General features: G+C 64.3%; 19 protein-coding genes. 15 read left to right on the top strand and 4 right to left on the bottom strand.

The genetic code is table 11. The annotated features are described in order from the left end of the window. Positions 1–4 precede the first annotated feature (4 nt). Genes FJ979_RS19480 through FJ979_RS19465 form a run of 4 tightly spaced genes read left to right on the top strand, consistent with a single transcriptional unit; the run spans position 5 to position 1,529 of the window. Positions 5–307, top strand: a complete 303-nt coding sequence (locus FJ979_RS19480) for an urease subunit gamma (protein WP_013891781.1) — start codon at positions 5–7, stop codon at positions 305–307. A 10-nt stretch (positions 308–317) separates the two neighbouring features. Next, complete coding sequence (locus tag FJ979_RS19475; protein WP_140582892.1) at positions 318–572, top strand: DUF1272 domain-containing protein; 255 nt, start codon at positions 318–320, stop codon at positions 570–572. Positions 573–623: 51 nt separating this feature from the next. After that, positions 624–1,217, top strand: coding sequence for a HupE/UreJ family protein (locus FJ979_RS19470; RefSeq protein WP_140582890.1), 594 nt, complete (start codon positions 624–626; stop codon positions 1,215–1,217). Positions 1,218–1,223: 6 nt separating this feature from the next. Further along, a complete protein-coding gene (locus tag FJ979_RS19465; RefSeq protein WP_140491317.1) occupies positions 1,224–1,529 on the top strand; it encodes an urease subunit beta in 306 nt (101 codons plus the stop codon). An 80-nt stretch (positions 1,530–1,609) separates the two neighbouring features. On the opposite strand, the gene FJ979_RS19460 is transcribed toward FJ979_RS19465, so the two are convergent. Next, positions 1,610–2,098 (bottom strand): hypothetical protein, encoded by a 489-nt coding sequence (locus tag FJ979_RS19460; RefSeq protein WP_140582887.1) that lies wholly within the window; start codon positions 2,096–2,098, stop codon positions 1,610–1,612. 132 nt (positions 2,099–2,230) lie between these two features. Next, positions 2,231–2,608, bottom strand: coding sequence for a hypothetical protein (locus tag FJ979_RS19455; protein WP_140524175.1), 378 nt, complete (start codon positions 2,606–2,608; stop codon positions 2,231–2,233). A 164-nt stretch (positions 2,609–2,772) separates the two neighbouring features. Here FJ979_RS19455 and ureC point away from each other — a divergent pair, with 164 nt between their 5' ends. From ureC to FJ979_RS19410, 9 genes are all read left to right on the top strand, one after another. Further along, the gene (ureC, locus tag FJ979_RS19450; RefSeq protein ID WP_140524435.1) at positions 2,773–4,488 is read left to right on the top strand and encodes an urease subunit alpha; all 1,716 of its coding nucleotides are present in this window, start codon (positions 2,773–2,775) and stop codon (positions 4,486–4,488) included. 126 nt (positions 4,489–4,614) lie between these two features. Then, complete coding sequence (locus FJ979_RS19445) at positions 4,615–5,103, top strand: DUF29 domain-containing protein (RefSeq protein ID WP_140491324.1); 489 nt, start codon at positions 4,615–4,617, stop codon at positions 5,101–5,103. A gap of 50 nt (positions 5,104–5,153) precedes the next feature. After that, positions 5,154–5,747, top strand: a complete 594-nt coding sequence (locus FJ979_RS19440; protein ID WP_140554597.1) for a hypothetical protein — start codon at positions 5,154–5,156, stop codon at positions 5,745–5,747. Between the two features lie 45 nt (positions 5,748–5,792). Further along, positions 5,793–6,398 (top strand): glutathione S-transferase family protein, encoded by a 606-nt coding sequence (locus FJ979_RS19435; RefSeq protein ID WP_140514385.1) that lies wholly within the window; start codon positions 5,793–5,795, stop codon positions 6,396–6,398. Beyond that, positions 6,395–6,967 (top strand): urease accessory protein UreE, encoded by a 573-nt coding sequence (ureE, locus tag FJ979_RS19430; RefSeq protein ID WP_140524177.1) that lies wholly within the window; start codon positions 6,395–6,397, stop codon positions 6,965–6,967. The genes FJ979_RS19435 and ureE overlap by 4 nt, the downstream gene beginning before the upstream one ends. Then, positions 6,951–7,631, top strand: coding sequence for an urease accessory protein UreF (locus FJ979_RS19425; protein WP_140524179.1), 681 nt, complete (start codon positions 6,951–6,953; stop codon positions 7,629–7,631). The genes ureE and FJ979_RS19425 overlap by 17 nt, the downstream gene beginning before the upstream one ends. Beyond that, positions 7,628–8,068 (top strand): DUF3995 domain-containing protein, encoded by a 441-nt coding sequence (locus FJ979_RS19420; RefSeq protein ID WP_140514380.1) that lies wholly within the window; start codon positions 7,628–7,630, stop codon positions 8,066–8,068. The genes FJ979_RS19425 and FJ979_RS19420 overlap by 4 nt, the downstream gene beginning before the upstream one ends. Beyond that, entirely contained in the window at positions 8,065–8,706 is a 642-nt protein-coding gene (ureG, locus tag FJ979_RS19415) for an urease accessory protein UreG (RefSeq protein ID WP_140491334.1), read from the top strand. Before FJ979_RS19420 ends, ureG begins: the two co-directional genes overlap by 4 nt. Before the next feature lie 77 nt (positions 8,707–8,783). Next, positions 8,784–9,551: a class II aldolase and adducin N-terminal domain-containing protein gene (locus tag FJ979_RS19410; protein ID WP_140524180.1), complete on the top strand. Its 768-nt coding sequence runs from the start codon at positions 8,784–8,786 to the stop codon at positions 9,549–9,551. Positions 9,552–9,554: 3 nt separating this feature from the next. On the opposite strand, the gene FJ979_RS19405 is transcribed toward FJ979_RS19410, so the two are convergent. Next, on the bottom strand, positions 9,555–10,187 hold the full coding sequence (locus tag FJ979_RS19405; RefSeq protein ID WP_140524182.1) for an HAD family phosphatase: 633 nt from the start codon (positions 10,185–10,187) through the stop codon (positions 9,555–9,557). Between the two features lie 254 nt (positions 10,188–10,441). Here FJ979_RS19405 and FJ979_RS19400 point away from each other — a divergent pair, with 254 nt between their 5' ends. Continuing rightward, positions 10,442–11,401: a sugar-binding transcriptional regulator gene (locus FJ979_RS19400; RefSeq protein WP_140491340.1), complete on the top strand. Its 960-nt coding sequence runs from the start codon at positions 10,442–10,444 to the stop codon at positions 11,399–11,401. A gap of 47 nt (positions 11,402–11,448) precedes the next feature. Here FJ979_RS19400 and FJ979_RS19395 read toward each other — a convergent pair whose 3' ends face one another. Further along, positions 11,449–11,634 (bottom strand): hypothetical protein, encoded by a 186-nt coding sequence (locus tag FJ979_RS19395; RefSeq protein WP_140514372.1) that lies wholly within the window; start codon positions 11,632–11,634, stop codon positions 11,449–11,451. A gap of 110 nt (positions 11,635–11,744) precedes the next feature. On the opposite strand from FJ979_RS19395, the gene gcvA reads away from it, so the two are divergent. Then, positions 11,745–12,650, top strand: a complete 906-nt coding sequence (gcvA, locus tag FJ979_RS19390; protein WP_140582885.1) for a transcriptional regulator GcvA — start codon at positions 11,745–11,747, stop codon at positions 12,648–12,650. Positions 12,651–12,693: the final 43 nt, after the last annotated feature.

Here is a 12,693-nt window from a genome sequence, read left to right as displayed (position 1 = left end):
ACGCATGAACCTGACGCCGAGGGAAAAGGACAAGCTGCTGATCGCCATGGCGGCGATCGTGGCGCGCAAGCGGCTGGAGCGCGGCGTCAGGCTCAATCATCCGGAGGCGATCGCGCTGATCACCGACTTCGTCGTCGAAGGCGCCCGCGACGGCCGTCCCGTCGCCGAGCTGATGGAAGCCGGCGCCCATGTCGTCAGCCGCGCCCAGGTGATGGAAGGCATCGCCGAGATGATCCATGACGTGCAGGTGGAGGCGACATTCCCCGACGGCACCAAGCTGGTGACCGTGCATGAGCCGATACGGTGAGGAGACAGATATGCTTGAGCTGCGCCCGAACTGCGAATGCTGCGACAAGGACCTGCCGCCGGAGGCGACGGATGCGCTAATCTGCACCTTCGAATGCACCTTCTGCGCCGATTGCGTCGAAGACGTGCTCGGCGGCGTCTGCCCCAATTGCGGCGGCAATTTTTCGGCACGGCCGATCCGTCCGGCGGCAATGCTGAAGAAATATCCGGCGTCGACCAAGCGCGTCCTCAAAGCCGAGGGTTGTGGCCCGCGCGAGGCCGCGTGAACGCCAGACGACCCTGATAGGCCAGACGATCCTGATAGGAAAGACGCACCGATGATCTCAGCACAGATGAAACGCACAGCCCTCTCGGCGATTCTGCTCATGGCAGCCGCCATGCCCGCTTATGCCCATGTCGGGGCCGGCACGACCTCCTCCTTCGCGGCCGGCTTCATGCATCCGCTCTCCGGCCTCGACCACATCACGGTAATGGTCGCGGTCGGCCTGTGGGCGGCACAGAAAGGCGGCGAGGCTGTGTGGGCATGGCCGGCCGCGTTCGTCGGCGTCATGCTGGCCGGCGGCGCGCTCGGCATGCTGCATGTGCCGCTGCCCTTCGTCGAGCCGGGCATACTGGCGTCGGTGGTGGCGCTCGGATTGTTCGTGGCGCTGGCCGTCGATCTTCCTGTCACGGCCGGCGTCGCCATCATCGGCGCGTACGCGCTGTTTCATGGCCACGCCCATGGCACCGAAGTGCCGGAAAATGCCGCAGGGCTTGAATATATGGCCGGCTTTGCCGTCGCCACGACGCTGCTGCACGCCGTCGGCATCGCCGCCGGGCTTGGCCTCGGCAGGCGATTTCGCGTGCTCGTGCGGGCCGCGGGTGCCGCCTGCACGGCGATAGGGCTCGGCCTCGTCTTCGGCGCCGTGTGACGAACGATGATCCCAGGTGAAATCATTCCCGCCGACGGCGACATCGACCTGAACAAAGGCCTGCCGACGGTTACGCTCAAAGTGGCCAACAGCGGCGACCGGCCGATCCAGGTCGGCAGCCACTATCATTTCTTCGAGACCAATGAGGGCTTGAAATTCGACCGCGAACAGGCGCGCGGCATGCGCCTCGACATCGCCGCCGGCACCGCCATGCGCTTCGAGCCCGGACAGGAGCGCGACGTTACGCTGGTGCCGCTGGGCGGCAAGCGCGAGGTCTATGGCTTTCAGCAGAAGGTGATGGGCAGGCTGTGAGGCCGAGGGCGTCTCATGCGCGGCGTGCAAAGAGGGCAAAGGGCTTTCGGGCGAGCACGAAAGCGAGTTGTGCCCTCGGCTCAACCGGACGGCTTGGCCGCCGCATAGATGACGATTTTTCCGGGGTCGTCGAATTCCACAGCGAGAACGTCCTGCGCAAGCACGCGTCGCGAGTCGATGGCATTGAACAGCAGCGCGTTGGCCTCGATCTCCTTGCGCAGCTCCGCAATGTCGTCCTGATGCTGCTTGACCTTGGTTTCGATCGCCGGCGGCGGACCGCCTTCGGTGCGCGCGGCATCGGTCAGGAACACGATATCGACCTTGTCGAGCTTGGATGTCTTGCGCACCGTGCCGATGTTTTCACGCGTCCGATCAATCGCCCTGGCAACTTTGCCGGCTTCGGCATCGCTCCTGGTTTCTTCCTGCTTGACGTCCGAGCCGATGATCCGGTTGACGGTCTCAGGGCTTTCGAGCCCTTGTGCGTGAAGGGAGGCTCCGGGGCTGCCCACCGCCAGGAATGCCATGGAGGCGAAGGCATAGAGCCGTCTCTTGCCGGGATTGATCGCCATCGCTCGCTCCTGGACGGGTTCATTTCGCGGCGCCGTTCAGCGCCGATGAAACGAAACGGCTCCTGCCCGGCCAAGGTTCCCTTCCAGATAGCGCGGGCGGACCGGACGACGGCCCGCCGCGCAGGCGCGCCGTCAGCTCGCCTTCTTGGTGATCAGGGTCAGGGCGCCGTTGGGCTCCATGCTGGCCGCGACCACCTGCGCCGAGGTCATTCCCTTGGCCTCGAGGGCGGATTTGACCTTAGGCGTGGCATCGATCGAGCTGCGCAGCTTCTGCAGGCCGGCATCGCCGCGCTGGGCGATCACCTGGTTGACCTGCGTCTGGGTGTCCTTCGGCAGTTCGGTGATGTCGACGATGTTGACGCTCTGGATCGTCGGCGCGGCCTGCTGCCCGCCGGGGGCGGGCGCGGCCGGCGCTGCCGGAGCGGGCTGCTGCGCGGGCTGCTGCTGGGCAATGGCGGCACCCGCCAGCATCAGGGTGGCGGCAGCGGCGAGAACTATCGTTTTGCGCATGGATTTTCCTTCCATCGATTTGGCAAACGGTCGTTTTGGGGTGACCCTCCAACCTCAACCGCCAAATGGGATCAGAAGGTGTCGACCAGCGGGTCATTGCGTGACCATTGGATGGCAGCAATGTGCAGCCCGGTTTCACCAGCACCGCAATTCGGGAGCAATCACTGATGGCCAGAATAACCCGCGCCGCCTATGCGCAGATGTACGGCCCGACGGTCGGCGACAGGGTGCGGCTTGCCGATACCGAACTCTTCGTCGAGGTCGAGAGGGATTTCACCATTCATGGCGAGGAGGTGAAATTCGGCGGCGGCAAGGTCATCCGCGACGGCATGGGCCAGAGCCAGGTTTCCCGCGCTGAAGGAGCGGTCGACACCGTCATTACCAATGCGCTGGTGATCGACGCCAGCGCCGGCATCTTCAAGGCCGATATCGGCCTCAGGGACGGCCGCATCGCGGCAATCGGTAAGGCCGGCAACCCGGACACGCAGGATGGCGTCACCATCATCATCGGCCCCGGCACCGAGATCATCGCCGGCGAAGGCAAGATCCTTACCGCGGGCGGCTTCGACGCGCATATCCATTTCATCTGCCCGCAGCAGATCGAGGAAGCGCTGATGTCGGGCATCACCACGATGCTGGGCGGCGGCACCGGCCCGGCGCACGGCACGCTCGCCACCACCTGCACGCCCGGGCCATGGCACATGGCGCGCATGATCCAGTCCTTCGACGCCTTCCCGATGAATATCGGCCTGTCGGGCAAGGGCAACGCTTCCCTGCCCGCGGCGCTCGAGGAGATGGTGCTGGGCGGCGCCTGCTCGCTGAAGCTGCACGAGGACTGGGGCACGACGCCGGCCGCGATCGACTGCTGCCTGTCGGTGGCCGACGACCATGACGTGCAGGTGATGATCCACACCGACACGCTCAACGAGAGCGGCTTCGTCGAGAACACGGTGGCGGCGATCAAGGGCCGCACCATCCACGCATTCCACACCGAAGGGGCGGGCGGCGGGCATGCGCCCGATATCATCAAGGTCTGCGGCCTGCCCAACGTCATCCCGTCCTCGACCAACCCGACGCGGCCCTACACGGTCAACACGCTGGCCGAGCATCTCGACATGCTGATGGTCTGCCACCATCTGTCGCCGTCGATTCCGGAAGACATTGCCTTCGCCGAAAGCCGCATCCGCAAGGAGACCATCGCGGCGGAGGACATTTTACACGACATCGGTGCCTTCTCGATCATCTCCTCGGATTCACAAGCGATGGGCCGCGTCGGCGAAGTGGCGATCCGGACCTGGCAGACCGCCGACAAGATGAAGCGCCAGCGCGGTTCGCTGCCGCAGGAGACCGGCAACAACGACAATTTCCGCGTCCGCCGCTATATCGCGAAATACACGATCAACCCTGCCATCGCGCATGGATTGTCCAGGGACATCGGCTCGGTCGCTGTCGGCAAGCGCGCCGACCTGGTGCTGTGGAACCCGGCCTTCTTCGGCGTCAAGCCTGATATGGTGCTGATCGGCGGCATGATCGCGGCGGCGCCGATGGGCGACCCCAACGCCTCGATCCCGACGCCGCAGCCGATGCACTATCGGCCGATGTTCGGCGCCTATGGCAAGGCGCGCACCAACTCGTCGGTAACCTTCGTCTCGAAGGCGGCACTGGAGTCCGGTCTGCACGGCCGGCTCGGCGTCGACAAGCAGTTCGCCGCGGTCGAAAACACGCGTGGCGGCATCGGCAAGCACTCCATGGTGCTCAACGACGCCACGCCGCATATCGAAGTCGATCCCGAGACTTACGAGGTTCGTGCCGACGGCGAACTCTTGACCTGCGAACCAGCGACGGTGCTGCCGATGGCGCAGCGATATTTTCTGTTTTGATAAGATCGCCGCGAGCCATTGCCCTCGTTAAATGCGGCGGTGAGTGGGTTGTGCCGACTGCCCGAATGGGCCCACTCGTTCTCCGCGGGCTTGGAAATTGTGCACTTTGGGAGCAATATCTCCTCAATGAACAAGATATTTCGCAAACAGCAATTGACGCCCTACGAGGCCGACTATGCTCAGTGGTGCGCCGAGCAGGGCGCGTTGCTGCGCGAAGGTCGTCTTTCCGACCTCGATCGTGAGAATGTTGCCGAGGAGATCGAGAGCTTGGGGCGGAGCGACAAAAGGGAAATTGCGAGCAGGCTTGGCACTTTGGTCCTTCATTTGCTAAAATGGGAGTTTCAGTCTGAGCAGCGCAAAACGGGCTGGTTGCTGACAATTCGGGAGCAACGGCTTCGGATTGAGGGCCTGCTTGATGAAAGTCCGAGCCTCAAAAAATATCCTGCGCAGGTGCTCGATCGAGAGTTCAAGATAGCAAGATTAAAGGCCTTGGACGAAACAGGCCTGAGAGATCGGGATTTCCCTGTCCATTGCCCCTATGGGATCAAGGAAATCTTGGACGATGATTATTTCCCAGGATCACCGTGGTCTTCAGACAACCTTATGCGCGAATAGACTGATAGTGGTGTGTTGACGGACGTTCCATCACCTGGCGAGCATTCGGCATGGCCACCGAAATAGCTTCGCCCCACGACATCTTCCCGCATATCCGCATCGTCCTGGGCATGGTGATCGGGCTCGGCGTCGCGCGCCTGTTGTCGGGGGTGGCGCGCATCGTCCAGCATCCCGGCCAGTACCGGCTCTATACGGTGCATCTGGCCTGGGTCGCTTCGGTGCTGTTGATGCTGGTGCATTTCTGGTGGTGGGAGTTCGGCCTCTACGCCATCGAAACATGGACCTTCGGCAAGTACCTGTTCATCATCTTCTACGCCATCACCCTGTTCCTGCTCTGCGCGCTGCTGTTTCCGGATTCGATGCTCGACTACACCAGCTATGAGGATTTCTTCTATTCGCGCCGCGCCTGGTTCTTCGGCCTGCTGGCCGCGACCTACGTGCTCGACGTGATCGACACGCTGCTAAAGGGGCCGGAGCATTTCGCCCGCTTCGGCAACGAATATCTGTTTCGCACGCCGGTCTTCGTCGCGCTGTGCATCGCCGCGATCCTGGTGCGCGACCGCCGGTTTCACATCGCCTTCGTCGCGGCGGCGCTGATTTACCAGGTATCGTTCATCCTGCGGCTGTTCGACACGATCGTATGACGGCCGCGGATGCTCTAGGCTGACCGGGAAAGGCAGGGTTCAATCATGTACAAGGCCGTCGGATCGCGTGGATCCCGGGTTAGCCGTGTTCTGTGGATGCTCGAAGAACTCGGGCAGGCCTATGAATTCGTCGAAATTCCCCTGCGCTCGCCCGAAGCCTATGCGCTCAATCCCTCGGGCAAGGTGCCGATCTTGATCGACGGCGAGCTGACGCTGACGGATTCGGCGGCGATCTGCGTCTATCTCGCCGATAAGCACGCGGATAAGGGCATGGGCGCCAGTCCCGGCCTCGCAGGCCGCGCCGAAATGGATTCCTGGATGCATTTCGCCCAGTCCGAGCTGGAAGCGCCGTTGTGGAACAAATTGCGCCACCGTTTCCTGCTGCCCAGGGAAGTCCGGGTCGATGTCGGCCCCGCGGCCGCCTACGATTTCGCCTCGGAGGTCAAGGCGCTGGACCGCCGGCTTGGCGACAAGCCTTTCGCGCTCGGCGACCGGTTCTCGGCTGTCGACGTGCTGCTCGGCGACATGGGCGGCTGGGCCCGAGCCGGCCGCTTTCCAATAGAATCCGACCGCGTCAACGCCTATTTCGACCGCGTGCTTTCACGCCCTGCCCGTGCCCGGGCGCAAGCCAATGGCGGAGCCATGAAATGAAGCTCAACCTCAACACCGACTTCACGAAGTTCCCGCGCGCCATCTCGGTGCTGACCTCCGGCAATGCCGGCACCACGGCGCCATCCGGCCGCGCGGTTCTTGCCCATGACGAGCGGCATCTGCGCCGCCGGGCGATCGAATTGTCCGATGGCAGCAAGGTACTGGTCGACCTGCCGGAGCCCGTCACCCTCAACGACGGCGACAGGCTGGTGCTGGAAGACGGCCGCCACGTCGAGATCATCGCGGCGCCGGAGGAGGTCTATGATATCCGCGCCCGCGACGCCGTGCATCTGGCCGAGCTTGCCTGGCATATCGGCAACCGCCATCTCGCGGCGGCGATAGAGGCGGAGCGCATCCTCATCCTGCGCGATCATGTCATCAAGGCGATGCTGGAGGGGCTCGGGGCCACGGTGAGCGAGGTTTCCGAACCGTTCAAGCCGGTGCGGGGCGCGTATTCCGGCGGCCATGACCACGGCCATGCGCACGCCCACAGCCACGCCGAAGCGCACAGCCACGGCGGGTCGCATTCGCACAACCATTCGCACGACCACCATGATCACCACGACTGATCAGCCATCCGGCATCGCCCTGCTGCGATTGATGGCATGGCTGTCGCCGGTCTTTCCGGTCGGCGGCTTTTCCTACAGCCATGGCCTCGAACGCGCCGTGCATGATGGGCTGGTGACCGATGCGGCGGGCCTCGCCGCTTGGCTTGAAACGCTGGTCGAGATGGGCTCCGCCTGGAACGATGCCGTGCTGTTCGCGGAGAGCTGGCGCAACGCCCGCGACGGCGGCGATCTGGCCGAAGTCGCCGCACTGGCCGAGGCGTTGGCCGGGTCACGCGAGCGCCATGCCGAGACGATGCTGCAAGGTGCTGCTTTCCTGAAGGCCGCGGCGGCGTGGCCCAACCCGGTGCGGGCGCGCCTGCCGGCGGAGTGTGCCTATTGCGTCGCCGTAGGCGCGGTCGCCGGCGGAAACGGCATCGCCTTGCCGGACGCCCTGTCCGCCTTCCTGCAGGCCTTCTTCTCCAATCTCGTCCAGGCTGCAATCCGGCTGGGTGTCATCGGCCAGAGCGACGCCGTGATGCTGCTCGCCAGCTTCGAAGTACTGGCCCTTGCGACGGCCGCCCGCGCATCCCGCTCGACAATGGACGATCTCGGCGGTTGCGCCTTTGTCTCTGATATCGTGGCGATGCAGCACGAAACCCAGTATTCGCGATTGTTCCGCTCATGATCGTCCTTGCCTTCATCCTCTCATTCGTCCTGCTGGTGATCACCGCGTTGCACGTTTATTGGGGCATTGGCGGGATATGGCCGGGCAAGGATGCGGCATCCTGCGCGCATGCGGTCGTCGGCTTTCGCGGCGTCGACGAGATGCCGGCGCCGTTCGCCTGCTTTGCCGTCGCCGCCTGCCTGGCGCTGGCAACGCTCTGGCCGATGGCTCTGGAGGGTGTGTTTGCCTCGCCCTTTCCCAGGGAAGGCCTCGCCGCCACCGCGCTGCTGATCGGGCTGGTGTTTCTCGGACGCGGCATTGCCGGCTTCACGCCCCGGTGGCGCCGGCTGGCACCGGAACAGCCTTTCGCGCGGCTCGATAGGAGCCTTTATTCGCCGCTGTGCCTGCTGATCGGGCTCGGCTTCGCAGTTCTCGCCATCACGGAGTTCCCGACATGACGCAGCCCAACGGTCCCCTTCGCATCGGCATTGGCGGCCCCGTCGGTTCGGGCAAGACGACGCTCACCGAGAAACTGTGCAAGGCGCTGCGTGAGGAATTCTCCATCGCCGTCGTCACCAACGACATCTACACAAGGGAAGACGCCATGATGCTGGCGCGGCTGCAGGCGCTGCCGGAAGAGCGCATCGTCGGCGTCGAGACCGGCGGCTGCCCGCACACCGCCATCCGCGAGGACGCCTCGATCAATCTGCAGGCGATCGCGGAGCTCAACCGCAAATTCCCCGATCTCGACATCATCTTCATCGAATCCGGCGGCGACAACCTTGCCGCCACCTTCTCGCCGGATCTCGCCGATCTCACGCTCTATGTCATCTCCGTCTGCCAGGGCGAGGAGATCCCGCGGAAAGGCGGCCCGGCGATCACCCGTTCCGATTTCCTGATCATCAACAAGAGCGACCTGGCGCCCTATGTGAACGTCAATCTCGACGTGATGGAGAGCGACGCCACCCGCATGCGCGGCAAGCGGCCGTTCGGCTTCACCGACCTGTCGCGCGGCAAGGGGTTGCGGGAGGTGATCGATTTCATCGTCGAGCATGGCGGCTTGAGGCTCGGGACCGCCGCAAGCACGGCGGCGTGAGCCGGCTGCACCAACCGAAACCGGTTGCGGGCACAAGCAGGGCACGGCATTGTTCCTAAAACCCGGAGGATTTTTCGATGAGCATCGCCCGCCTGCAAAAGGAACCGCTGACCAACCTGCCCTTCTACGAGGAGCGCGTCGATCTTGCCTGCGCCTTCCGCTGGACGGCGCGGCTCAACATGCACGAGGCGGTGGCCAACCATTTCTCGCTGGCGGTCAACGAGGACGGCACAAAATTCCTGATGAACCCCAATCAGGTGCACTTCTCGCGCATCAAGGCGAGCGACCTTTTGATGATCGACGCCAACGATCCCGAGACGCTGTCCGGCCCGAATGCGCCCGACCCGACGGCGTGGGGCCTGCACGGCGCCATCCACCGCAACGTCCGCCATGCGCGCTGCGTCATGCATGTGCATTCCATCCACGCCACCGTGCTGGCCTCGCTCGCCGATTCTAGGCTGCCGCCGATCGACCAGAATTCGGCGATGTTCTTCAACCGCCACGTCGTCGACGCCCATTATGGCGGTCTGGCCTTCGAGGAAGAGGGCGAGCGCTGCTCGCAGCTCCTGACCGACCCCAAGGTCAAGGTAATGGTGATGGGCAATCACGGCGTGCTGGTCATCGGCGACACGGTGGCCGACGCCTTCAATCGCATGTTCTATTTCGAACGCGCCGCCGAGACCTACATCAAGGCGCTGTGGACAGGGCGGCCGCTACGCACGCTTTCCGACGCCATCGCCGAGAAGGCGGCAAGCGAAATGGACGACTATCCCGGCCAGGCCGAGCGGCATCTCAGCGAGCTGAAGGCGATCCTCGACGAGCAGGAGCCGGTCTACCGGAACTGAGGTTTAAAGCCCCAGTTCAGCCCGCAATTCCTCGGCGCTGTTGATGACCACCGCACCGGGCGGGCCGTCCATCGGTTTTTCCGGCCAGAAGATCGTCTTCATGCCTGCCGCCAGCCCCGCCATGGCGCCCGGCCAGCTGTCGTCGACCGCCACCGCGTGCGCGGGATCGACATCGGCCAGATAGGCGGCGCGCAGGAACGGCTCGGCTTGCGGCTTGCCTTCGCGCACGTCGTTGCGGCTGATGGTCTTCATGCCTGGATAGATCAGGCCGACCATGTGCAGATTGGCGTCGACGATCATGCGGTCGGAATTCGAGACCACGGCTTGCTGCACGCCAAGCGCGCGCAATTCGTTGAATATCTCGATCGCACCGGGGCGCGGCTTCAATGTCGCGACAAGCGGCAGATAATGCTCGTATTTATGGACGATCCACTCGTCGAAGGGCAGATCCAGGCCGAACTCGTCGCGCATCATCAGGTAGACCGGCCAGGCAGCGACCCCGAGAACGCGCTCATGCAGGTCGGGCGGAGGCTGAAGGCCGACATTGCGCATCGCCGCCACCAGGGCTGCTTCGTGCAGCGGTTCGCTGTCGACCAGCGTGCCGTCCATGTCCCAAAAAACCGCTTTCGGTGTCATGCAACGCTCCTTTTGGCGTTCCCTTAAAGGGTTTACCCCGCGAGATAAACCATCCGGACGGCAGAACGTGCCACCTGTCGGAACGGAAATCCCCCTTTTGCCTGCCGTGGAATCCCCAGGCCGACGATGATCCGGCCGATCCCTCGCCCGCAGAAGCAAGCAATTGCCCTGGCGATTGACAATTGCGCAGCGCGCTGTTCCCTGCGAAAGTAGGCGCGACCGCTTCCATGACCGGCGGTTTCGGGAGGCAGGACGTGAACAACCGGCAGGAGGGCGGCAGCAACAGGTTGGACGATGCCGCGCGCGCGGGCTGGCTCTATTACGTTGCCGGCAACACGCAGGACCAGATCGCCGCCACGCTCGGCATCTCCAGACAGACGGCGCAGCGGCTGGTGTCGCTGGCAGTGTCGGAAGGCCTGATCAAGGTGCGCGTCGACCATCCGATCGCCAACTGCCTCGACCTCGCCGCCCGCCTGAAATCGCGCTTCGCGCTCGACCTGGTGGAGGTGGTGCCGAGCGACCCGACCTCATCATCGACGACGATCGGCATCGCCGAGGCGGCGGCAGCGGAAATTGAGAGGCGACTGAGATCGCCGGCCCCGATCGTGCTGGCGATCGGCACCGGCCGTACGCTGAAGGCGGCGATCGAGCAACTGCCGCCGATGGAGTGCCCGCAGCACAAGGTGGTGTCCCTGACCGGCAATATCTCGCCGGACGGTTCGGCCGCTTTCTACAACGTCATCTTCACCATGGCCGACAGGGTCAAGGCGCGGTCGTTCCCGATGCCGTTGCCGGTCATCGCCTCCTCGCCGCAGGAGCGCGAGATGCTGCTCAGCCAGCCGATGATCCAGCCGACGCTGGCGCTGGCCGCGGAGGCCGACGTCACCTTCGTCGGCATCGGCGACCTCGGCCCGAAGGCGCCGCTCTATGAGGACGGCTTCATTTCCGACGCCGAGCTGAAGGCGCTACAGAAGGCCGGCGGCGTCGCCGAAATTGTCGGCTGGGTGTTCGATCGCGACGGCCGCATGATCGAGGGCATCACCAACGACCGGGTGTCGTCGGCGGCCCTGCCGTCACGCGAGAAGTCGCTGGTCATCGCGCTCGCCATGGGTGAACGCAAGCTGCCGGGCATCCTGGCGGCCGTGAACCGCCGGCTGGTCAACGGCCTTATCACCGACGAACGAACCGCCGCCGCCCTGCTGGCGAGCGGATGAGCCAAAAGCCTCGAGGCAACATCGATTTGCGATAAAATCCGGGCGGGCTATCCATGCCGTCCGAAGGGGTCGTTGCCGTCGAGGAAGCCAAGGTCCCGCCGCAAGTGCGGTGACAGGTCCCTGATGTCGAGATGCGCCTTTTTCCTGGTCGCGAACCAGCCGAATCCGTCCGCAAGCCATGAAATCCAGCGATGATCCGGAGCGGGAGTGCATTTTTGCTGCGCCATGGTCATGATCGTCAACCTTCGCTATCTTCAACCCGAGTGACGGGCTGAGGATGAATGTCGGTCTTGCCGGCCGCCTTTGCCAATCGAACGTCGATAAGGACCCATAAGGAGGCTTTATGCCGGATCTCAGCTCGCGACAGGTTGCGCAGCTTCCGCCGCTGCAGGCGATCCGGGTGTTCGAAGCGGTGGCGCGGCATCTGTCCTTCACCAAAGCGGCCGAGGAACTGGCGATGACGCAGGCAGCGGTCAGCTATCAGATCAAGGTGCTGGAGGAGCGGGTCGGCGCGCCGCTTTTCCTGCGCCGGCCGCGACAGATCGAGCTCACCGAAGCCGGACAGCGCCTGGCGCCGGCGGTCAGCGAGGCCTTCGCCATACTCGGCCAGGCCTATGCGGCGGCGCGCGGCGGGGCGGACGGTCTGCTGTGCGTCACCACGGTGCTGACCTTTGCCTCCAACTGGCTGGCGCATCATCTGGGTTCGTTCCAGATCGCGCATCCCGCCCTTGCCGTGCGGCTCGACACATCCAGCCGCCTGACCGATTTCGCCCGCGAGGATGTCGACCTTGCCATCCGCTCGGGCGGCGGCAAATGGCCGGGACTGGAGGCCTACAAGCTGCTCGACGCCGATTTCACGCCGATGCTGAGCCCCAAGCTCGCCGCGAGCATCGGCGGCGTCAAGGAACCGGCCGATCTGCTCAAGCTGCCTATCCTCGATCCCGGCGACATCTGGTGGACGCAATGGTTCGAGGCCGCGGGCGTGCAAAGCCATGACCTTGCCAAGCGCCCCGGCAGCAGCATGGGCGCGCAGGCCTATGAGGCCAATGCGGCCATCGCAGGCCATGACGTGGCGGTCCTGACCAGGGCGCTGTTCAAGGCGGAACTCGCCGACGGCCGCCTGATCCAGCCCTTCGACCTGGTCGGCGACGACGGCCACGCCTACTGGCTGGTCTATCCGGAGGCGCGCCGCAACGTGCCGAAGATCCGCGCTTTCCGCGACTGGATCCTGGCCGAGATCGCCTGCTGACCGGCTAACTCCAGGATCAAAACCGCGCTCCATCCAGATCACC

Source organism: Mesorhizobium sp. B1-1-6 (genome assembly GCF_006443035.1).
Classification (GTDB): Bacteria; Pseudomonadota; Alphaproteobacteria; order Rhizobiales; family Rhizobiaceae; genus Mesorhizobium.
Note: the sequence above shows the minus strand (reverse complement) of the source record. Positions and strands in the feature narration are given on the sequence as shown.